This window comes from Teichococcus globiformis (genome assembly GCF_042646265.1).
Taxonomy (GTDB): Bacteria; Pseudomonadota; Alphaproteobacteria; order Acetobacterales; family Acetobacteraceae; genus Pseudoroseomonas; species Pseudoroseomonas globiformis.
Window position 1 is genome coordinate 144714 of record NZ_JBHRTN010000010.1, and the last position, 20746, is coordinate 165459.

The 20746-nt window shown below is 67.6% G+C and carries 22 protein-coding genes; 7 read left to right on the forward strand and 15 right to left on the reverse strand.

The features are described 5' to 3' along the window. Together ACFOD4_RS11535 and ACFOD4_RS11540 are read left to right on the forward strand one after the other, a co-directional pair. Window positions 1–979, forward strand: a 979-nt coding sequence (locus ACFOD4_RS11535; protein ID WP_379596573.1) for a 2-hydroxyacid dehydrogenase, incomplete at its 5' end; no start/stop codon positions are given. 52 nt (window positions 980–1031) lie between these two features. Further along, a complete protein-coding gene (locus tag ACFOD4_RS11540; protein ID WP_379596574.1) occupies window positions 1032–1934 on the forward strand; it encodes a diacylglycerol/lipid kinase family protein in 903 nt (300 codons plus the stop codon). An 11-nt stretch (window positions 1935–1945) separates the two neighbouring features. Here ACFOD4_RS11540 and otnK read toward each other — a convergent pair whose 3' ends face one another. The 13 genes from otnK to queA all read right to left on the reverse strand — a co-directional run bounded on the left by otnK (window position 1946) and on the right by queA (window position 13250). Further along, the gene (otnK, locus tag ACFOD4_RS11545) at window positions 1946–3193 is read right to left on the reverse strand and encodes a 3-oxo-tetronate kinase (protein ID WP_379596575.1); all 1248 of its coding nucleotides are present in this window, start codon (window positions 3191–3193) and stop codon (window positions 1946–1948) included. 10 nt (window positions 3194–3203) lie between these two features. Continuing rightward, window positions 3204–4085 carry a class I SAM-dependent methyltransferase gene (locus tag ACFOD4_RS11550; protein ID WP_379596577.1) on the reverse strand — a complete coding sequence of 294 codons (882 nt, stop codon included), beginning with the start codon at window positions 4083–4085 and terminating at the stop codon, window positions 3204–3206. Beyond that, window positions 4082–5125, reverse strand: coding sequence for a glycosyltransferase family 4 protein (locus ACFOD4_RS11555; protein ID WP_379596579.1), 1044 nt, complete (start codon window positions 5123–5125; stop codon window positions 4082–4084). The genes ACFOD4_RS11550 and ACFOD4_RS11555 overlap by 4 nt, the downstream gene beginning before the upstream one ends. Further along, on the reverse strand, window positions 5122–5523 hold the full coding sequence (locus ACFOD4_RS11560; RefSeq protein WP_379596581.1) for a 6-pyruvoyl trahydropterin synthase family protein: 402 nt from the start codon (window positions 5521–5523) through the stop codon (window positions 5122–5124). The genes ACFOD4_RS11555 and ACFOD4_RS11560 overlap by 4 nt, the downstream gene beginning before the upstream one ends. Before the next feature lie 50 nt (window positions 5524–5573). Next, window positions 5574–6554, reverse strand: a complete 981-nt coding sequence (locus ACFOD4_RS11565; RefSeq protein ID WP_379596583.1) for a zinc-dependent alcohol dehydrogenase — start codon at window positions 6552–6554, stop codon at window positions 5574–5576. Beyond that, window positions 6554–7354, reverse strand: coding sequence for a RibD family protein (locus tag ACFOD4_RS11570; RefSeq protein WP_379596585.1), 801 nt, complete (start codon window positions 7352–7354; stop codon window positions 6554–6556). The genes ACFOD4_RS11565 and ACFOD4_RS11570 overlap by 1 nt, the downstream gene beginning before the upstream one ends. 279 nt (window positions 7355–7633) lie before the next feature. After that, a complete protein-coding gene (locus ACFOD4_RS11575; protein WP_379596587.1) occupies window positions 7634–8188 on the reverse strand; it encodes a VUT family protein in 555 nt (184 codons plus the stop codon). Between the two features lie 59 nt (window positions 8189–8247). Continuing rightward, window positions 8248–8952, reverse strand: a complete 705-nt coding sequence (gene queC / locus ACFOD4_RS11580; protein ID WP_379596589.1) for a 7-cyano-7-deazaguanine synthase QueC — start codon at window positions 8950–8952, stop codon at window positions 8248–8250. A 46-nt stretch (window positions 8953–8998) separates the two neighbouring features. Further along, the gene (locus ACFOD4_RS11585; protein ID WP_379596591.1) at window positions 8999–9319 is read right to left on the reverse strand and encodes a hypothetical protein; all 321 of its coding nucleotides are present in this window, start codon (window positions 9317–9319) and stop codon (window positions 8999–9001) included. A gap of 86 nt (window positions 9320–9405) precedes the next feature. Then, window positions 9406–10464, reverse strand: a complete 1059-nt coding sequence (queG, locus tag ACFOD4_RS11590; RefSeq protein ID WP_379596593.1) for a tRNA epoxyqueuosine(34) reductase QueG — start codon at window positions 10462–10464, stop codon at window positions 9406–9408. A gap of 118 nt (window positions 10465–10582) precedes the next feature. After that, window positions 10583–11047 (reverse strand): preQ(1) synthase, encoded by a 465-nt coding sequence (queF, locus tag ACFOD4_RS11595; RefSeq protein ID WP_379596594.1) that lies wholly within the window; start codon window positions 11045–11047, stop codon window positions 10583–10585. Further along, window positions 11044–12168, reverse strand: a complete 1125-nt coding sequence (tgt, locus tag ACFOD4_RS11600; protein WP_379596596.1) for a tRNA guanosine(34) transglycosylase Tgt — start codon at window positions 12166–12168, stop codon at window positions 11044–11046. Before tgt ends, queF begins: the two co-directional genes overlap by 4 nt. Then, a complete protein-coding gene (queA, locus tag ACFOD4_RS11605; protein ID WP_379596963.1) occupies window positions 12165–13250 on the reverse strand; it encodes a tRNA preQ1(34) S-adenosylmethionine ribosyltransferase-isomerase QueA in 1086 nt (361 codons plus the stop codon). The genes tgt and queA overlap by 4 nt, the downstream gene beginning before the upstream one ends. Before the next feature lie 140 nt (window positions 13251–13390). Here queA and ACFOD4_RS11610 point away from each other — a divergent pair, with 140 nt between their 5' ends. The 5 genes from ACFOD4_RS11610 to ACFOD4_RS11630 all read left to right on the forward strand — a co-directional run bounded on the left by ACFOD4_RS11610 (window position 13391) and on the right by ACFOD4_RS11630 (window position 18714). Further along, the gene (locus ACFOD4_RS11610; protein WP_379596598.1) at window positions 13391–15067 is read left to right on the forward strand and encodes a thiamine pyrophosphate-binding protein; all 1677 of its coding nucleotides are present in this window, start codon (window positions 13391–13393) and stop codon (window positions 15065–15067) included. Next, complete coding sequence (locus ACFOD4_RS11615; RefSeq protein WP_379596600.1) at window positions 15064–16026, forward strand: 3-hydroxyacyl-CoA dehydrogenase family protein; 963 nt, start codon at window positions 15064–15066, stop codon at window positions 16024–16026. Before ACFOD4_RS11610 ends, ACFOD4_RS11615 begins: the two co-directional genes overlap by 4 nt. Window positions 16027–16030: 4 nt before the next feature. Further along, complete coding sequence (locus ACFOD4_RS11620) at window positions 16031–16804, forward strand: SDR family NAD(P)-dependent oxidoreductase (protein ID WP_379596602.1); 774 nt, start codon at window positions 16031–16033, stop codon at window positions 16802–16804. Window positions 16805–17065: 261 nt separating this feature from the next. Then, window positions 17066–17512 carry a CorA family divalent cation transporter gene (locus tag ACFOD4_RS11625; protein ID WP_379596604.1) on the forward strand — a complete coding sequence of 149 codons (447 nt, stop codon included), beginning with the start codon at window positions 17066–17068 and terminating at the stop codon, window positions 17510–17512. Next, window positions 17506–18714 (forward strand): Zn-dependent hydrolase, encoded by a 1209-nt coding sequence (locus ACFOD4_RS11630; RefSeq protein ID WP_379596606.1) that lies wholly within the window; start codon window positions 17506–17508, stop codon window positions 18712–18714. Before ACFOD4_RS11625 ends, ACFOD4_RS11630 begins: the two co-directional genes overlap by 7 nt. 10 nt (window positions 18715–18724) lie before the next feature. On the opposite strand, the gene ACFOD4_RS11635 is transcribed toward ACFOD4_RS11630, so the two are convergent. Both ACFOD4_RS11635 and ACFOD4_RS11640 read right to left on the reverse strand, forming a co-directional pair. After that, the gene (locus ACFOD4_RS11635; RefSeq protein WP_379596608.1) at window positions 18725–19504 is read right to left on the reverse strand and encodes an SGNH/GDSL hydrolase family protein; all 780 of its coding nucleotides are present in this window, start codon (window positions 19502–19504) and stop codon (window positions 18725–18727) included. Continuing rightward, a complete protein-coding gene (locus ACFOD4_RS11640) occupies window positions 19504–20664 on the reverse strand; it encodes an OpgC family protein (RefSeq protein ID WP_379596610.1) in 1161 nt (386 codons plus the stop codon). The genes ACFOD4_RS11635 and ACFOD4_RS11640 overlap by 1 nt, the downstream gene beginning before the upstream one ends. Between the last annotated feature and the right edge of the window lie 82 nt (window positions 20665–20746).

Consider the following 20746-nt stretch of genomic DNA (forward strand, 5'->3'; position numbering starts at 1 on the left):
GAATATCTGCCGCGTTCTGTATCTCAGCCACGCGCCCGAGCCTGTCTACGACATGTGGAGGGCGGCATTGCCCGAAGGGTGTGAACTGCTCACCCTTTCCGCCAACGACGACGCGGAGCGTGTGGAAAAGCTTGCCTCTGCGGATGTCGTTATCGTCGCCCCGGCCGTGCTGCGGCCCGAATGGGTGCAGCTTGCGCCCCGTCTGAAGCTTGTGCAGCATCAGGGTGTCGGCTGGCAGGGTGAGACGCCGATCGCCGCCATGCGTGAACGCGGCATCCGCCTGGCCATCAATCCGTCCGGTACCGCTGACGTGGTCAGCGAGCATGCCCTGGCGCTGATGTTCGCCGCGCTGCGGCAGATCCCACGGGTGGATGCCGCGATGCGTGCCGGCCGCTGGATGGGCACGGACCTTCGCACGGTGACGCGCAATCTGCGTGGCCGCACGGTGGGCATCGTGGGCATGGGGCGGATCGGCTCCGCCGTCGCCGCCCTGTTGCAGCCCTTCAAGGTGCGCGGCCTTTACGTGGATCCCCATGTTCGGCTGCCGGAGGGGCTGGAGCTGGCCTTGAACTTCCGCCGTGTCGAGCTGCCGGAGTTGCTGCGCGACGCGGAGGTCATCACCCTGCACCTTCCCGATACGCACGAAACCCGCCACATGTTCAACGATGCGACCTTTCGCCAGATGCGTCGCGACGCGGTGCTGATCAACTGTGCCCGTGGTCCAGTGGTGGATGAGGCCGCGCTAGCCCGCGCCCTGCGCGATGGCACCATCCGTGCTGCCGGCGTTGATGTGTTCGACCCTGAGCCACCGCGTCCGGACAATCCGCTCTTTGAACTGCCTAACGTGGTGCTGACGCCGCATGTGGCGGCGGGAACGTTGGATGCCATGCAGGCCAAGGTGAACGGCGCTACAGCCAATATCGGCCGCTTCTTCCGCGGCGAGGCGCTGCAGGACGAGATCGACCTTCTCCCGCTTTGACGAAGCGGCAACTTCGCCGCGCCCTCGGGCTTATGGTGTCGGACCAGGGGGTATGCCGGTGCGGGTCAAGGTCATCATCAATGCTGGCGGAGGCTCGGTCCAGGGCCAGGACAGAACGGCTGAGATCGCCCTGGCCTTCGCGCAGCACGGCATCGAGGCTACGGTGTCCGAAGTGGAAGGCGAGGGGCTGATCGCCGCCACCCGTGCGGCGGCGGAGCAGGATTGGGATGCGGTGATCGCCGGCGGCGGTGATGGAACGCTGGGGACGGTAGCCGGCATACTGGCCGGCACCGGCAAGTCCTTCGGCGTGCTGCCGCTTGGCACGCGCAACCACTTCGCTCGCGACCTGGGCGTACCGTTGGAGGTGGAGGGAGCGGTCGCGGTCATTGCCGCTGGCCACATCCGGCGCATCGACCTGGCCGAGGTGAATGGCCGAGTGTTCATCAACAACTCCACCGTCGGCCTTTACGCTGATATGGTGACGGAGCGAGAGCGCCAGCAAAAGCGGCGCGGCTGGCGCAAGACGCCGGCCATGCTGCTGGCCAGCGCACGTATTCTGACGCGTTTCGCCCGGCACCGGCTGGCGGTGCGCGCAGAAGGTTGGGGAGAGCGCCTGAAGACGCCCTTGGTTTTTGTCGGCAACAACCTCTACGAAACCACCCTGCCGCATGCCGGCCGGCGTACCTGTATCGACAGGGGCGAGCTTTGCCTCTGCATCACGCGCCATGGCAGCCGCCTGGGCATCCTGCGCATGTTGTTCAGGGCTGTCACAGGACGACTCAAGCAGGAGCGGGACTTCGAGATGCGTGCGGTGCGGGAAGCGGAGATCCGCTCGCCACGCCGGCTTCTGCGCGTTTCCATGGATGGCGAGGTTGTGACGATGCAGGCGCCGCTGCGCTACCGTACACGGCCCGGGGCCCTTGCGGTGTTTGCGCCCTCCGAAGCGCCACGCTGAGCCGCGGAGCCTTATTCGAACGCCTTCAGGAAGAAGTCGCGCGTGCCGGCCGGACCGGGCTTGAGCGCCATGTGCAGGCCACAGGGTTCGGCGAAGCTCCAGGGCACACCGGGATCGATCTGAGCGCCAACGCGCAGGCTGCGGATGCCAAGCCGCCGCGTGACTTCATCAGCGGTTTCTCCGCCGGCCACCGCCAGCCGCCCGACGCCTCGCTCGACCAGCAGCTCGGCCACCCCGCCAACGGTGTCGCGGAAAAGCGCGTCGCTGGCCTCAACACCCAGCCTAGTCCGCAGTGCCGCAACCCGTTCCGCCCCGGCCGAGGTGGCGATGACCACCGGCCGGTCTTCCGACAACCTTCCTTCCATCCACGCCGCCGCCTGGGCACACAGCGCCGACGCATCCGGTGTGGCTAGCAGGTCCAGTTCCAGTGTCGGCAGATGACCGCGCGCCAGGCCGATCTGCGCCAACGTGGCCCGCGCGCAGGAGCCGGAGATCACTGCCATGGCGCCGCGCGGCGGAGGCAGCGCGTCGGCATCCGCACGGTCCGGTAGCAGGCCCTGACGCCGGAAGTTTTCCGGAAGGCCCATGGCAAGGCCCGACCCGCCGGTAACCAGTGCATGCGCGGCGCAGGCTTCGCTTATGGCCAGAAGATGAGCGTCGGTCACGGCATCCGCGATGGCGTAGCGCCGGCCGCGCTCGGCCAGCTGAGCGCAAGCGGCACGGATGGCCACGGCGCCCTGCTCGACCATGGCAAAGGGCAGCAGACCGACCGCGCCATCCGTCTGGCGCGCCAGCACGCGCGGCAGATTGGCATCGGGCATGGGGGTCGCCGGGTGGCACTCCATGCCGCTCTCGTTCAGCAGGGAGGAACCGAGAAAGAGATGCCCCTGAAAGACGCTGCTGCCAAGGGAAGGGAAAGCGGGGCAGGCGATGGCGAAGCCGGCCTGCAGGCGGCGCAGCAGGGCATCGGCAACCGGTCCGATATTGCCCGAATCGGTGCTGTTGAAGCTGGCGGCGTAGTGGAACAGGATCTGTTGTGCACCGCCCGCCAGCAGGGCGTCGCAGGCTTGCAGGCTGTCGCGCACTGCCAGCGTCGCCGGTGCGGTCCTGCTCCTCAGCGAGATCACCACCGCATCAGCCGGCGGCACCGGTCCCTGCGGCAAGCCCAGCATCTGCACCGTGCACATGCCCTGCGCCACCAGCATGGCAGCGAGATCCGTGCCGCCGCCGCTATCGTCCGCAATGCAGCCAAGCAGCATGGCGCTCTCCTCAGGAATGGGCGGTGCCGCGTGGCGGCAGAGCGAGCAGATCGGTATGGCCGACGCGCACACCGAGCCGCCCGCGTCGGGCCTGGTCGCGGCGTGCATCTTCCCAGCGTCGCAGCAGGGGATGGGCGGCCCGAGGCAGCGCGGCAAGGGCGGCACCGGCATGGCCCTCGGCCAACGCGTCAGCCATGGCCGGCAAGCCGGCACCCACAACCCAGGGACTAGGCGCCTGCATCACGGCAAAACCCCGCGCGGTGAAGGCGGAGCGCAGCGCCTTCGGTGCCGCAGGTCCCAGGGCTCTTCCACCAAAGCCTTTGTCGCGCGCCTGGTCGCGCAGAAAGCCGCGCGCCACCAGCCTGTCGACGGGATGCGCTGGAAGGAAGCGCTCCCGCCCGTCGACGTTCAGCGCCGCATAAAACGGGACTCGCAGGGAGGCCGCCATGTTTTCCACCCATCGGCGGGAAACAAGATCGCAGAAGGCGCTGCAGACCACGGCATCCGCCTTGTCGAGCGGCAGGGCGGCGGCGTCAGCCGCCAGATCCGCCACCTTGGCCTCGACGCGCCAGACGCCATCCGGCGTGTGCACCAGCAGGGTATCGCGACGGGGCCAGGTGGTGGTCCAGCCGGTCAGAACCGCGCGCTCCTCGATCGTGGCGAAGGCCCGGCCGAGCAGGGCAGCGTCGGCATCCACCAGCGTCCAGAATTGCGAGCGTCCGAGAAGAGGGCCCAGCCAGCGCAGCAGCGAGCCCGTGCCGGCGCCGAGATCCACCAGATGCGGGCGCGGCGGCAAGGCCTCGGCCAGTGCGTGGGCGAGGCCCGCATGGCGGGCGCGGGCATCAAAGGGCTCGCGCAGATCCAGCCAGTCACCGGCGAAAGACTCGCTCATGCCGCAGCCTGCTCGATCTCGGCGATGAAGGCGTCGGCACGGTCGGTCCAGCGCGGCAGGGATTGCCCGGCCTTCCAGGCGGTCTCGGCCATGGCCTTGCGCAAGGACAAGTCGTAGATCGGGCGGCGCATGGCACGGGATAGCGAGGCGATATCGCCGGGTGGTGCGATCACACCGGCTCCGATCGGAACCAGATCGCCAATGGCGCCACCCGCCGTGATGGCCAGCGGCAGACCCCGCGCCAGCGCCTCGGCCGCCGCCATGCCGTAGCCTTCCCAGTGGGTCGCCAGGGCGAACAGGTCGCTGCGGGCGTAGAGCGCCTCCAGGTCCTTCTGCACGACCTCCCCGGCAAAGGTGACGCGGCGTGCGATGTTCAGCTCCTCGGCCAGGGCGACAAGGCCTTGCGCGTGCACCGGGTCGCGCGGGCTCCCCGCGATGGTCAGCGTCCAGTCGAGGTCCGTGAGCTTGCCCAGGGCGCGCAGCAGAACATCATGTCCCTTGCGCGGCACCAGCACAGCCACGGACAGAATGGCGCAGCCCGGCCCGCCGGAGCCGTGGCTGCGCGGCGCCGCATCGGTGCCCGGCTCCACCACGCCGATCTTTCCCGGCGCGGCGCCAAACTCCAGCGGCAGCCGGTCGGCGGTGAGCCGCGACGTGGCGACCAGCCGGGCCATGCGAGGGAAGAGCAGCGTTTCGCGCTGGCGCAGTTCCTCGCGCTCTTCGTCGGTGAAGCCCGGCTCAATGGCGGTGGGATGGTGGATCAATGCCACGGCGGCGCGGCTTTCGAGCTCATCAACAAAGGGAGCGAAGGCCGGCAACCCGAGTCCGTCGATGAGCAGCCGGGTGCTTCCCGGCACGGCATCAAGCAGCATTCGTGCCGATTCCTGCGCGGCCGCGTCCGGCAGTGGGTGACGGCCGTCCAGTTCGAGCACCTCCACCTCATGCCCGCGGCCGCGGAAGCCTTCCACCAGCCTGCGGTCATAGCCGTAGCCACCAGAGACCGTGCTGAAGGGCGCGGGAACGACAAGAGCGATCCTCATGCCAGCGGTGCCTCATAGGCCGCCCAAGCCAGCGGGCTTTCGCGCAGCAGCACCTTGATGGCCTCCACCTTGTGCCCGCTGTCGCCGAGCCGGCCTTCCTTCACCGCCACGGCCAACTCACCATGGATGTGGTGGCAAAGGAACTCGGTGCTGGTGTTCTGTCCGGCGAAGCCCTGCACATCGTCCAGGTTGCGGTAGTCGATCGCGTCCAGGATGCGTCGAAGCTCCACGCGCGCCGCCGCGATATCCACCAGCAGATTGGCCCGATCCAGGCAGGGGGCGCGGAACTCTGCCTCCACCACAAAGGTGGCACCGTGCACGCGCTGGGCGGGGCCGAATTCCTCACCCTTGAAGCTGTGGGCGATCATGATGTGATCGGCAACCGTCAGGCTGAACATCGGCAATCCTCGTTCGTGGGTGGTGTCATCGACGCGGCCAGGCCCACCGCTCAGTAAGTGACCACAGGGCAAAGCGGAGCCGCTTCCCCGGGTGGCGGTGACAGCAGCGTACGCATCCGCCCTGGCAATTCGGCAAAGGGGATGGCCGGCCCAACCAGCGCATCAAGAACCGGCGCCTCCAGCAGCGAGAGTGCCAGTGCGAGCCGCTCGGCATGGCTGCGGCGTCCGCGCATGGCGGGTGACATGGCCCCTACCTGCGTGGAGCGCAGCGTCAGCCGACGGGAATGGAACTCCTCGCCCAGCGGCAACGCGATGTCGCGGTCGCCGTGCCATGACGCCTCCAATATGCGGCCCTCGAAGGCAGCAAGTCGCAGAGCCTGACGCAGACCTTCCGCACTGGCCGAGGCATGGATGATCAATTCCTGCCCGTCCGGGCCATTTCCGGGAGTGACGAAGCGCGCCCCCAGCGCCTCCACCGCGCCGCGCCGCGCCGGGTCGGTGTCGAGCACCGAGACGACGGTGCCAGGAATCTGCGCGAGCAGATAGGCTGCCAGCAGCCCCACCACGCCGCCGCCCACCACGAGGATGCGCTCTCCGGGCAGAGGTGCCGCGTCCCACACGATGTTCAGCGCGGTTTCCATGTTGGCGCCCAGCACGGCGCGGTGGTCGGGCACGCTGTCGGGCACGGGAATGCACATGGCGGCGGGCGCCAGGAAAAGGTCCTGGTGTGGATGCAGGCAGAACACGCGCCGCCCCTTCAACTCCGTCTCCAAGGCAGCGGCCTCGGCGATTCCGACTGCCGCATAGCCATAAGCGAGGGGAAAGGGGAAATCGCCTCGTTGCAGCGGTGCCCGCATGGCGTCCCACTGGCTTGCGGGAACTCGGCCCTCGAACACCAGCCGCTCCGTTCCGCGCGAGATACCGCTGGCGCGGCTGCGCACCAGGACCTGGTCCGGTGCGGGCGGCGACAGGGCAACGGATCGGATCTCGCCCTGGCCGGGCGCGATGATCCAGAAGGCTCTGGCTTCCATCACGCACACACACCCGGCCGGGCGCGGTGCAAGGCAATGTCGAACAGCACGTCCTGGCCCAGCACATGCACCTGCCATTCGAAGCGCAGCCCGTCAGCGATGCGCGCCGCTTCCGGCAGGGTAAAGGCCGGGATGCCGCTGCCCAGCAGCACCGGCGCCACCGTGACATGCAGCCGGTCCAGACAGCCCGCCGCCAGGAACCGAGACACGGTCAGCCCGCCGCCTTCCACGAAAAGACGCTTGAGGCCCCGGCTCGCCAGCATCGGCAACAAGGCTGGAAGGTCGATGCCGCCAATGGCCGAGCGAGGTGCGCGGAGCACCTCGGCCGCACCATGCCGGTCCGGGCCGCTGGCATCCGGCGCGCAGACCAGGAGGGTAGGTGGGCCACCCGCCGCGAACAGCCCATAGCTGGCATCGAGCCGCCGGTCAGTGTCCAGGACGATGCGCGTGGGATCCGGTCCCGCGACCTCGCGGGTGGTGAGGCGGGGATTGTCATGCCGCACGGTTCCAGCACCGACGATCACGGCATCGCACAGCGCGCGCAGCCGGTGGGTATGGAGGATGTCGCCGCGTCCGCCAATCCACTGGCTGGAGCCTGAGTTCGTTGCAATGCGGCCATCCAGCGTTTGCGCCAGCCGGCCCAGCACCATGCATCCATCCGGACCCTGAGGCGGTGCCATGATGGGACGGAACAGGCTGGCGAGCGGGGAAGAAGGCGAAGGGCCGGAGCCGCTGTCCCGCAGGCAAAGCAGGGCCTGCCAGTCGGCATCGTCGGCGGGCGGGGCGGGCGGGGCTTGCATTGCCTTCTCTATGCCGCAGCAGCGCCAAGGTTGCCACCCTGGCCCTACATGCCCATCCTCGGGCCTTGGCGCGCCGGCCGGTGCGGTGATCCGCCGGGAGCGAGGCGGGCGGGGCAGGTCCCTGCTTGACCGCATCCCGGGCGTGACGCTGCGGCAGCCCGCCGCACAAACCGGGCGGCAGAACCGCATGACGACCTGCGATGCCTCAGCCGGGCCGCGAACCAGCCTTGCACCGAGCTTCAGGCTTCGTGAAGTTCTGCCTTTCCGGCGGATAAGCCTTCAGGCGGGCTGTATGCCGCGCCGTGCATCGGCGCGGCGCAGCCAGGCGGCGAAGGGCAGAGCCAGAAGAATCATCCAGAGCTTGCCCAGTACCTGTCCCGGCAGATAGCCAAGGTCGCCAAAGGCGATCCAGAGAAAAGCAAGGCTGTCCACCATCAGCCCGACCACGCCCGACGCCAGCACGGCGAGGACAAGGTTGCGCTTCTGCAGCGGAGTATAGACGGCGAGGTCGGCGGTTTCCGACACCAGAAAGGCTGCGGCCGACGCCATCACCAGCGCCGGTGGTGCCAGCAGGGCCGAAAGCGCAGTCCCTGCCAGGATGGCGCTCCAGGCCCAGCGCAAGCCAAGTCGACGCTGCACCAGGTCGCGCAGCACCAAGGCCAGTCCGATCATCAGCACGCCCGACGGCGCCATGATGCCCGGCGCCACCGGGATGAGGCATGGTCCCTGTGGCACGCAGACCGTGCCCGCATGGCCGATCAGCCAGTTGGCGGCGGGGATGGTAAGCCCGAAGGCAAGAAGGGCCACCAGGCCCTCGGCACGAGGTCCGTTCATTCCTGCGAGTTTTCCCAAAAGGGTGGGGCGGGAGCATCCGCACCGAAGCCGAAACGGCCTCAGCGGGCGGAGCGATACGCCATCCAGCCCTTGGCCCGCAAGTCGCAAGCAGGGCACTGGCCGCAGCCATAACCCCATTCATGCCGAACCCCGCGCTCGCCGAGATAGCAGGTATGGGTGTGTTCCACGATATCGGCCACCAACCGCGACCCACCCAGTTCCTCAGCCAGCCACCAAGTCTGCCCCTTGTCGAGCCACATCAGTGGCGTGTGAAGGACGAAGCGCCGGTCCATGCCGAGGTTCAGCGCCACCTGGAGGGCCTTGATCGTGTCGTCGCGGCAATCCGGATAGCCGGAGAAGTCCGTTTCGCACATGCCGCCCACGATATGGCGCAGCCCGCGGCGGTAGGCGAGGGCCGCAGCAAAGGTCAGGAAGACAATGTTGCGGCCCGGCACGAAGGTGTTGGGCAGGCCACCCTCGTCCAGGGCGATGGCCGTGTCCCGCGTCAGCGCAGTCTCGGAGACGGCGCCCAGCGTGCCTAGCGCCAGGGTGTGGTCAGGGCCGAGGTGAGCCTGCCAGGCGGGCTTCAGCGTGTCGCGGAACACGGCGCGGCATTGCAACTCCACCTTGTGGCGCTGGCCGTAGTCGAATCCCAGTGTTTCCACGCGGCTGAAGCGCTCCAGCGCCCATGCCAGGCAGGTCGCCGAATCCTGGCCGCCGCTGAACAGGACCAGCGCGCCGTCATCCATGGCGTTCTTCATCATGCCGCCCTGCATCGCGCCGGGGCAGGGCCGGCGTCAAGTACGGCATTCAGAAGAAGCTGAAGCGCTTTTTTGTCATTCGTTCGGCCCGGACGATGAGCTGCGCCCTGTCGGCCGCGAAGAGCCGGCGTGCCTGCAGCCCCATGCCGTACTGACCGATGCCGCGCTTCTGGCACCAGGCAAAGAACTCTTCCGGACGGACCGCGACGCGGATGACCCTATAGCCTTCCTTCTCTGCGCGCTTGACGTCGCGCGTGGCGCCGGTCCGCCAGTCATCGTAGCGCTCGCTCATGTCCGGCATGGCCTGGCGCAGGGCATCGAAGCTGCGCTCATCATACCAGGCGAAACCCATCACCGGTTTGTCACTCATCGGGGCGGCACTCTCCAGGGCTATGGGCTCGCGAATCAGATGGCGGTGCCCGGCGTCCAGTGTCGCCGCGGAAGGTAAACGGCCCGCTAAAGTGCTGGCGCTTCGGCCAGCTTCCGCGTCGCCCAGGCCGCTGCCTCGGCCACCACGGGGTTGGGATCGCTCAGGAGTCCCTCGGCCGCCATGCGGAGCAAGGGCTCGCCTGAATTGCCGATCGCGATCAGCACGTTGCGAACAAACCGGTCCCGCCCGATCCGCTTGATCGGGGAGCCGCTGAACAGCGCCCGGAAGCGGGCATCGTCCAGGGACACCAGCTCAGCCAGGCGTGGCGCGCTCAGGTCTTCCCGCGCGATCAATCCCGGCTCCTGCGCCGGGCTGGCGAACTTGTTCCAGGGACAAACCGCCAAGCAATCATCGCAACCATAGATGCGGTTGCCCATGGCTGCGCGGAACTCCTCTGGGATCGACCCCTTATGCTCGATGGTGAGGTAGGAGATGCAGCGCCGTGCATCGAGCCGATAGGGACCGATAAACGCATTGGTCGGGCAGGCCGCGAGGCAGCGCGTGCAGCGTCCGCAATGATCCACCTCCGGCGCGGAAGGTGTCAGGTCCAGTGTCGTGTAGATCTCGCCCAGAAACAGCCAGGAGCCGTGGGCACGGCTGACGAGGTTGCTGTGCTTGCCTTGCCAGCCCAGCCCCGCCTGCTGCGCCAGCGGCTTCTCGGCCACTGGCGCGGTGTCCACGAACACCTTCAGCTCGCTGCCCTTCCACCGATCGACCATCCAGCGTGCCAGCGCCTTCAGCCGCTTCTTGACGATGTCGTGGTAGTCCTTGTTGCGAGCATAAACGCTGATCGCCGCCCGGTCCCGGTGGCCAAGAATGGAAAGCGGGTCCTCTTCCGGCCCGTAATTCATGCCGAGGGCAATGACCGAGATGGCTTCGGGCCATAGCGCCTGCGGATGGGCGCGCTTTTCAGCGCGGTCGGCCAGCCATCCCATCTCGCCCTGCATGCCGGCGGCAAGGAAGGCATCCAGCCGCGCACGCACCTCGGGACCGAGATGAGCGGGCGCGAAGCCCACGGCATCAAAGCCGAGGCGCAGCGCTTCATTGCGTATGGCATCGGTTGCCGGAAGGACAGGCTTTTCCACGGACCTCCCATCCTTCTGCAAGTGTGACGCCCTCTCTTGCCTGCTTTCTGAGGGCACCGGCGGCACCTGCGAACCTCCGGAAGAAAAAGAATGGGGAGCGTCGCCGCGCCCCGGTGCTTCAACCACGCCCGCGGTAGTTCGGAACATCCTGGGCGGGCACCCAAACGCCGGAGGGCGCATCCCCCGTCTGCCAAAACACGTCGATCGGGATGCCGCCGCGCGGATACCAGTAGCCGCCGATGCGTAGCCATTGTGGCGCCAGCAGCTCCGCCAGCCTCAGCCCAATGCCCACCGTGCACGCCTCGTGGAAGGCGCCATGGTTGCGGAAGGAGGTGAGATAGAGCTTGAGGCTCTTGCTTTCCACGAGCCAGTCGCCCGGAATGTAGTCGATCACGAGGTGCGCGAAGTCCGGCTGCCCGGTGATCGGGCAGAGGGAGGTGAATTCGGGTGCGGTGAAGCGCACGCAATAGGGCTCGCCCGGATGCGGGTTGGGCACGCGCTCCAACACCGCCTCTTCCGGTGATTGTGGCTGCTGCGTTGCCTGGCCCAGCATGGTAAGGCCCGAGACATCGGTGGTTGTCATGCGGCGATCTCCCCGGCGCGGCTCCAGCCGGCCTCGATGATGGCGGCTTCCTTGTCGAAGCACCCGGCAAGAATGGCCTCACGCAGGCGCTGCATCAGCCGCTGGTAGTAACGGATGTTGTGCCAGGTCAGCAGAACCGGGCCCAGCATCTCGCCCGCCTTGAACAAGTGCTGCAGATAGCCGCGCGAATGCCGCGTGCAGGCCGGGCAGTCGCATTCGGCATCCAACGGCGAAAGGTCGTCCGCGTGCCGGGCGTTGCGCATGTTGAACACGCCGGCGCTGGTGTAGGCGCGGCCCGTGCGGCCCGACCGGGTCGGGATCACGCAATCGAACATGTCCACGCCGCGGCGTACCGCGCCGATGATGTCGCCCGGCGTGCCGACGCCCATCAGGTAGCGCGGATGCGTTTCCGGCAGCATGGGAACGGAAAAATCCAGCGTGCGGAACATCTCATCTTGCCCTTCGCCCACCGCCAGGCCGCCGATGGCATAGCCCTCGAAGCCGATCTCGCGCAGGGCGCGGGCGCTTTCGCCGCGCAGATCCTCGAACACGCTGCCTTGCTGAATGCCGAACAACCCGTAGCCTTCACGATCCACGAAGGCGGCGCGCGACCGTGCGGCCCAGGCCATGGACAGGCGCATCGACTGCGCCGCGACCTCATGGGTGGCCGGGAAGGGCGTGCATTCGTCGAAGCACATGGTGATGTCGGCATCCAGCAGGTGCTGGATCTCAATGCTGCGTTCGGGCGTGACGCGGAAGCGCTCGCCATTGATATGGCTCTGGAAGGTGACGCCGTCCTTGTCGAGCTTGCGTAGCTGCGACAAGGACATGACCTGAAACCCGCCGGAATCCGTCAGGATCGGGCCTTGCCAGTCCATCATCCGGTGCAGCCCACCCAGCCGTCCGACGCGCTCGGCGCCCGGCCGCAGCATCAGGTGGTAGGTGTTGCCGAGCACGATCTGCGCGCCGGTCGCGCGCACCGCATCCGCCGTCATGCCCTTCACCGTGCCGGCAGTGCCGACCGGCATGAAGACCGGCGTTGGCACCTCGCCATGCGCCGTGTGCAGCGTGCCGGCGCGGGCGTGGCCGTCCTGGCACTGGCAGCTCCAGCGAAGCGTCATGGGGTACGGTCCTCCCGGAACAGCAGACTGGCGTCGCCATAGGAATAGAAGCGGTAGCCGCCGGCAATGGCGCGGGCATAGGCACCGCGCATGCGCTCCAGCCCGGCAAACGCCGAGACCAGCATGAACAGGCTGGATTTCGGCAGGTGAAAATTGGTCAGCAGCATGTCGGCCGAGCGGAACACATGGCCGGGCAGCAGGAAGATGTCCGTTAGTCCCCGGAAAGGATGAATGATCCCTTGCTTATCGACCGCGCTTTCCAACAGGCGTAGCGCCGTGGTGCCAATGGCCACGATGCGGCCACCCTTCGCGCGCGCCGCGTTGATGGTGGCGGCGGCCGCGGGCGAGATCTCGCCCCATTCGGCATGCAGCTTGTGCTCGCGCGGGTTATCGGCGCGGATGGGCAGAAAGGTGCCCGCGCCGACATGCAGCGTCAGCGATACCTGTTCGACCCCGCGATCCCGCAGGCCTTCCAGCAGCGAGGGAGTGAAGTGCAGGCTGGCTGTGGGCGCGGCCACGGCGCCCGGATTGCGGGCAAAGATCGGCTGATAGTCGTCCCGGTCCTCCGGAAGCGGTCCTTCAGGGCGGGCGATGTAGGGTGGCAGCGGGATCTCACCCGCCCGCTCCAGCGCCGCGGCCAACAATCCCTGATCCCGGCCAAAATCGATCAGTGCCGCGCCGCCTTCCTGCCGCTCGACCACCCGAGGGGCAAGTTCCGGGGCGCCCTCGATGGACAAGATATCGCCCGGCCTGAGCTTCTTCGCGTTGCGTACCAGCGCGTGCCAGACATTGCCCTGGGCGCCGGCTTCGGCACGGTTCAGCATGATCTCGACCCGCGCCTCGCCGCGCCGGGCGCGAAGGCGTGCCGGGATCACCCGTGTGTCGTTCACCACCATGAGGTCTCCGGGGCGCAGCCAGGCAGGCAGGTCGCGCACCGTCCCATCCTGCTCCGCATCGGCCTCCACGATCAGAAGCCTGGCGGCGTCGCGGGGTCTGGCGGGGGATTGGGCGATCAACGCCTCGGGCAGGGCGAAGTCGAAATCCTCGGCCCGGAGTTCGGGAAGGGGCATGGTGCTGGTCATGGCGCTGTGCCGGCGCGGGTAGCGGAGGGGAAAGGGGAAGGCAAGCGCCATCTCGGCATTTCATGGTTCCGCGACGGGTTGCTCCCTGGACAGGACGGGGGCAGGCTTGGCCTCAACAAACAAGTGGAGGGAACCGGTCCATGAGCCTCAGGGGCGCTGACTGGCTGGCGCGCAGCATCGCGCAATCGGGCCAGAGCCATGTGTTCTTCATTGACGCCGTGCTGCGGCCGACGCTGATGGCGCTGGAAGAGCGGGGCGTGCAGCCCGTGCTGGCGCATTCCGAGAAAGGTGCCGCCTACATGGCCGATGGCTATGCACGCCTTTCCGACCGGCCAGGCATCGTCGCGGCCCAATCGGTGGGCGCAGCCAACCTCGCGGCCGCCCTGCAGGATGCGTATCTTGGCCGGGTGCCGATGATCGCAATGACGGGGCGCAAACCGCCATCCGCCCAGCATCGCAACGCATACCAGGAAGTGCCGCACACTCCGCTCTTCGCCCCCGTCACCAAATGGGGAACTGCAGTGGAGGCGGCTTCCGACCTGCCGCGGCTGTTCCGCCAGGGCTGGGCGGCAGCGACCACAGCGCCGCCGCGCCCGGTGCATCTCGACCTCAACGGGCTGATGGGGGAGGTCGTGGAGCAGGGTGCGTCAGGCGCCGAGCCCGCCGATCTGTCCGGCTGGACCGCGCCGCGGCACCGCCCTGTCGCGGATGCGGCGGAGATCGAGAAGGTGGCGGCACGCCTCAGGGATGCTGGCCGCATCGTTATCCTGGCAGGTGATGGCGCTGCGCTGTCAGGCTGCGGCGCCGAGGTTCTGGCAGTGGCGGAAGCCCTTCAAGCGCCGGTGGCCACGAGCCTCGGCGCGCGGGACATGCTGCCGTCCCGCCATCGGCTCTGCGTCGGCGTGGCAGGAAGCTATTCGGCACCTCCTGCCAACAAGGTCGTGCACCAGGCAGAACTGCTGCTGATGATCGGATGCGATGGCGGCGACCAGGTGACCCATGGATGGCGCCTGCCGCACCCCGGCGCTGCCGTTATCCAGATCGACGCCGACGCGCTGGAGCTGGACCGACTGCCAGCCGAACTGTCGCTGCATGGCGATCCGCGCGGCACGCTGAAGCTGCTGCTTGAGGCACTCGGGCAGCCGCAACGCGATGCCGGCTTTGCGCAGGAAGCGGCACGGCTGATGGCGGATTGGCGCTCCGGGATGGCGCCACGTCTGACCAACAACGAAGCGCCCATCGACCCCGCGCGTCTTTGCGCGGAGATTTCGGCGGCCCTGCCCCAGGATGGGGTGCTGGTGGCCGATACGGGTTATTCCGGTATCTGGACCGGCACGCTGGTTGATTTCAACGGCTCCGGCCAGCGTTACCTGCGGGCCGCGGGGTCGCTGGGCTGGGCCTTCCCCGCGGCGCTCGGTGCGAAATGCGCGGCCGGCGACCGTAAGGTAGTCTGCTTCAGCGGCGATGGCGCGCTCTACTATCATCTGACGGAACTGGAGACGGCCAAACGGCGTGGCATCGCCGTAACGCTGGTGGTCAACAACAATCGTGGCTTTGGCCAAGGCTGGCCCAACCTCGTCCGAGCGGCAGGCAACCGGCCGGAGGTGGCGGCGACGCTGTTGCGCTTCGGTGAACACACGGATTTCTGCGCCCTCGCACGCGGCTTCGGGCTGCATTCCATTCGCGTCGAGCGGCCGGAGCAGATTGGGCCGGCGCTGCGCGAGGCGATGGCAGCGGATGAAACGGTTCTGGTGGAGGTGATGACCGGCATCGACCATCGTGCCCCTGAGCCCTGGACTCCGGAGGCGTCAGAATGAACATCGCCATTATCGGCGCCGGGCTGATGGGTCACGCGCTTGCGCTGGTTTTTGCCATTGGCGGCCACCGCGTGCGTCTGACCGACAACCAGCCCGACACGCTGGCGCGCGCACCCGCCCTGATGGAGCGAGCCCGTGCTACTCTCGACTCCGCTGGAGAAGCCGGCGGTCTGACCGAGGCGGCGCTCGGCGAGCGCGTGACCATCCATGCCGCCTTGGCCGATGCGGTTGCGAAGGCCGATCTGGTGATCGAAGCCATCATCGAGAAGCCCGAAGCCAAGCGGACGCTCTATGCCGAGCTGGATGCCGTCATGCCGCCCGGTGCGATCCTGGCCAGCAACACCTCCTACCTCGACGTTTTCCCGCTGATGCCGCCGGGACGCCTGCCGCGCGCGGTCATCATGCACTGGTACACGCCGCCCTATCTGGTGGATCTGGTTGACGTGGTCGGCAGCCCGGAATGCCCCCCCGCTCTGCTGGAGGATCTGGCGGAGATGCTGCGTGCGATGGGCAAGGCGCCACTGGTCATGCGCCGCTTCCTGCCCGGCTATATCGCCAACCGGCTGCAATCCGCGCTCAACCTCGAATGCTACCGGCTGATGGATGAGGGCCATGCCACGGCGGCGGAAATCGACGAGGCCATTATCCACGGTCTTGGCCTGCGCCTATTGCTGCTGGGCCAGATGGCCAAGGGTGACTTCACCGGACTGCAGCTCACCGCCCACGCCCTGGCCAATCGGATGTACGAGCCGCCGCCGCTGCGCGGCCGCAGCGAAACCATTGACCGCGCCCTGGCGGAGGGGCGCGGCGGCGTCATGCACGGACGCGGCCTCTACGATTGGGGCGGGCAGAGCCCCGAGGCGCTCTTCGCCGAGCGCGACAACCGGCTCATCGCGCTGAAGCGCGTGCTGCGCGAGATTGGCCCCATGGCGGGCTTCGCTCAAAGAAAGGAAAGCTGAGAGCATGATCCGCTACGATCTGTCCGGGAAGACGGCGCTGGTAACGGGCGCCGCCTCCGGCATCGGCCTGGCCACCGCGACCATGCTGGCCGAGGCCGGCGCGCGCGTTGCCATCAACCACCTGCCCGGCGATGCGCGCGGCGCTGAGGTCGTGGAGAGCCTGCGCGGGCGCGGTCTGGATGTGTTGGCGGTGCCCGGCAATGTGGGCGACGCGGAGGACGGGCCTCGCCTGGTTGGGCAGGCCATCTCCGATCTTGGCGACAGGCTCGATTTCCTGGTGAACAATGCGGGCACGCCGGGCACGACCAAGCTGATCCCGTCCGCCGCGCTCGACCTCATCACCGAGGAACTATGGCAGGCGGTGATCCAGGTGAACCTGCTCGGCCTGTTCCGATGCGCCAAGGCGGCGGCGCCGGCGCTGAAGGCGACTGGCGGCGCAGTGGTGAATGTTGCCTCAGTGGCCGGGCTCGACAGCCCCGGAAGTTCCATGGCCTATGGCGCCAGCAAGGCCGGCGTGATCTCGCTGACCAAGAATCTGGCCCGGGCGCTGGCACCGGAGGTGAGGGTCAACGCCATTGCCCCCGGCGCGGTGGATAGCGCCTGGATGGTGGAGTGGACCGAGGAGCGTCGCGCCAAATCCGCCGAGAAGGCGCTGCTGAAGCGCCGGTGCCAGCCCGAGGACTTGGCCGAGGTGATCATGTTCCTGCTGGGCGGGGCGGCCATGGTGACCGGCCAAACCGTGGTTGTGGATGGCGGGATGACGCTGGAAGCACGATAACCTCCTGCACCGCGAGCCCCTGCATGAGCGACGGGCATGAGCCTGTTTCATCGAGCCGCCGGACCGCGGGCTTCCGCCTGAGCCGGACCCGGTACCTCCAGGCCCGGCACCTCTATCGGCGGCCACGACACCCTGTGGCTATGGCCGCATCAGGCGGCAAAGGTCCGTGTTGGCGCCCGTCCAAATTGCTGCGCCGAGGCCAGCGGCTTAATCCTGTGCTGGCGCCGCTGCACCGGAGATGCGGTGCCTGTGGAGATCCGCATGCCCGACGTGAACGATGCCATGGCGCCGTGCCGGGGCTTGATCTGGGCCTGGCATCCGGGCCACGCAGCTGCTCTGGATGAAGCCGCGATCGGGGCGGTGCCGCGGGGCCATCCCAAAGGCGATGGGCTGTGGCTGCACCCCGACCGGGTGGCCGAGGAAGCCAGTCGCCGCCTGCCGATCCTGTCGTTCCTGACGGCCGTGCTCCTGCCACCGAGCCTTGTTGCCGGGATCTTTGGCATGAACGTCCCCGACTTGCCCGATACGGCTGCGCCAGGCGGCTTCTGGTGGGCCATCCTTTCGATCCTGGCCTTGGGCGCCTTGGTGCCGGCACCGATGGGCGGGCTGCGCCTGGCGGGCAGCGCCGGACGGCCCGACCGCGGTTCAGCGGCGGCACAGGTCTTGCTCCTCACGACACGCAACCGATCGGACAAGCTTCCATGGTGAATGTTGATACCGCGCGCTTCCTTCAGGATTTGTACGAACTGCGCAAGATCGGTGCATTCAAGACCGGCGCGCATCGGCCGACCTACAGCCAGCAGGACATGGAGTCCCGCCGTTGGCTGAAGACGAAGATGGAGGAGGCCGGGCTCGAAGCGACCATCGATGGCATCGGCAACGTCTTCGGCCGGCATAAGGGAGCGGGCCCGCATGTGCTGGCCGGCAGTCATATCGAGACGCAGAACGAAGCGGGCTGGCTCGACGGCGCGCTGGGCGTTGTTTCCGCCCTCCATCTGGCGCGTGCCGGCCTGCCGGTCGATGTTTGCGCCTTTGCGGACGAGGAAGGGCATTTCTCGGGTGGCTTCATCGGGAGCCGCTCCATCATCGGCGACTTCTCCGAAGCCGACATGGACGCCTCCACCAACCGCTATGACGGCACGCCGCTGCGCACCGCCCTGACGGCGGCGGGGCTCGAGGGCATTCCCAGGCTGCAAATCGATCCCGCCCGCTACAAGGGCTTCTTCGAGATGCATATCGAGCAGGGAACACAGCTGGAGAACGCAGGGCTGCAGATCGGCGTGGTGACTGGCATCGTCGCCATCTGGCAGTGGCAGCTCCGCATCGCCGGCCAGCAAGATCATGCCGGCGGCACCACCATGGCCGAGCGCCGCGACGCCGGGCTGACGGCTGTGCGGCTGCTTGCCGCCATCGATGCCGATTTCCCACGCATCTGCGGCGAGCGCAGCACCTGGACCACCGGCAACATCGAGTTGTCTCCAGGTGCCGCCAGCATCATCCCCGGCCGGGCGGAGGTGCTGTTCCAGTTCCGGGATGTGTCCATGCTCAAGCTTCAAGAGATGGAGGCTGCGCTGCGCCGCCTGGTACAGGAAAGCAACCGGCGCGAGCGGTGCCACACCGAACTGATCGAGGTCCACAAGGCCACGCCGGCCTTGTGCGATCCTGGTACCATGCGTGCACTGGAAGGCGCGGCCGAGGCTCTGGCCCCCGGCAAGTGGCAAAGCATGCCGAGCGGCGCCGGGCATGACGCGCAGAACATCGCCAAGGTCCTGCCGGTGTCCATGCTGTTCGTGCCATCCATCGGCGGCATCAGCCATCACTGGGCAGAGAACACCAGGGATGAGGATCTGGAAATGGGGATGCGCGTGCTGGCGGAGGGTGTCGAGCGCTATCTGGCGGGGTCGAACTGAGCCATTCCAGTCATCGGCGGGCAAGGGCCGGCTGTGTTACCCGCCGTGCCATGCCGCCCGCCAGCACCTCGGCCATGCACTGGTAACCGAGGTCGTTCATGTGGAACCCGTCCTCTGACAGCATCAGGGCGGGTTTCGGCAGGCTGTCCCAGTAACGCATGATGGCGTAGCGGCGCAGTTGCGGCAGCCGTCGTTCCTCTGCCACTCCGTCGATGGCGGTGATGACACTCAGATACAGGCTCTGATCCGGGATGCGGGGATAGAATTGCGGGTTGATCAGCAGCAGATCGGCACCGTTCTCCGCCACAGCATCGGCACCTTCGCGCAGGATGCCGGCGAAGCCCTGTGGGGTGACGCCCCGCAGCGCATCGTTGGTGCCGATCTGCCATAGCACCACGTCCGGTTGCCATTCGCCCAGCAGGCGCTCCATCCGGGCCAGTGTGGTGGAGGCTACCTCGCCACCGACGCCCTCGTTCCGGACAGTGATTTCCGCGCCCGGTAACAGGCGCTGCAATGCCGCGGCGAGACGAGGGGGGTAAGCGCGGGCCGGGCTCGATGCACCGACGCCTTGAGTGGAGGAGGAGCCGATGGCGAGGACCCGTACCGGCTTGCGTTCCCGGATCAGCCTGGCCATGCGCGGCAACTCGCCCGGCAGATCGCGGAACTCGTCGGGTACTGTGCAGGCTGCCGGAACGTTGTCCGCCACGACCGGCGGCGGAGACCCGCTCTGCTCCGCCAGCGCCGTGCCACACAATATCAGCATGGCCGGAATAAGAGCAGCGTGCCGCATCAGGAGGCCCGGACCGCCACCGGCTGAGCTGCATTGCCGCCGCCGCGCCGTTTTTCGGTCGCGGTCAACAACGCCGCTACCGCGATCTGCACGGCCAGCCCGGCCGAGACATAGGTGATGTCGAAGACTGCCCCGTCAAAACCCGTCTCCTTCAGTGCCACGCCGCTGATCGAGACGACAAGGCCGGTGCAGAAGACCGGCAGCGAGTGCCGGCCCATCATGGCCAGCGGATTGCGGGCCGAGAACCCGCGAACCCAGCCTTGCAGCGGCGAATGCACCACGAAGTAGCACAGGGCGAGCACATGCAGCAGCCGTGGCAACGACAGGAACTGCTTCTCGGGAAGGGTCAGGAAGTCAGGCAAGGGGAGCCAGCCGGAAGGCGGCAGGCCGGTGCCGCGGACCAGCAGTAGCGCCACGGCCAGATAGGCTGCACATGCCCACCAGAGAGGCCGTGAGTACCATGTCGCATGGCTGTGCCGCAGCCGCCGGGTGCCTAGCGCGAACCCCAGGACGAACAGGAACTGCCACGACAACGGGTTGAAGAACCAGCCGCCAGGAAGGGGATAGGTCTGAAAATTGATGCCACCGAGCCCCGCCAGCAGCCACATGGCGCCCGACAGACCCAGCGCCACCGGAATGGAGCGCGCCGCAACCAGCATCAGGAGCGGCAGGCTGCCGATCAGCACGAAGTAAAGGGGCAGGATGTTCAGGAAGCCTGGCTGGTAAAGCAGCATGGCCGCCGAAACCAGGGCTTCCGCCGGATCCATCATCAGCGGTTCCAAGGCGATCACGGAGAACAGCCCCAGATCGCCCGTCCGGATGACGCCCAGTGAAAACACAGCGCCCCCCAGCACCACAAGGGCCAGATGGGTGGTGTACAGGCTGACGGCGCGGCTCAGCACCTTGGTGGAGATGGCCAGGCGCTGTCCCGACAGGTATTTGCCGAAGTAGGCGCATGCGGCGGCGTAGCCGGCAAAGAAGACGAAAAGATCGGCAGCGTCTGAAAAGCCGAAATTCTTATGCGTCACGGCTTCCAGCACATTGCCGGACACGTGGTTGATGAAAATGGTGGCCAGCGCGAAGCCGCGCCAGACATCCAAGGCGGTATCCCGCCCCGAGCCCACCACGCCGCCCGCCGTGACCTGAGACCCTAAGCCCACGCTTCCGTCACTCCCCTCCGGCACCGGCGGCGACCGGTCGATTTCGACATGTCAACGGACCAGAAGCGGCAGCGTTGCGCCA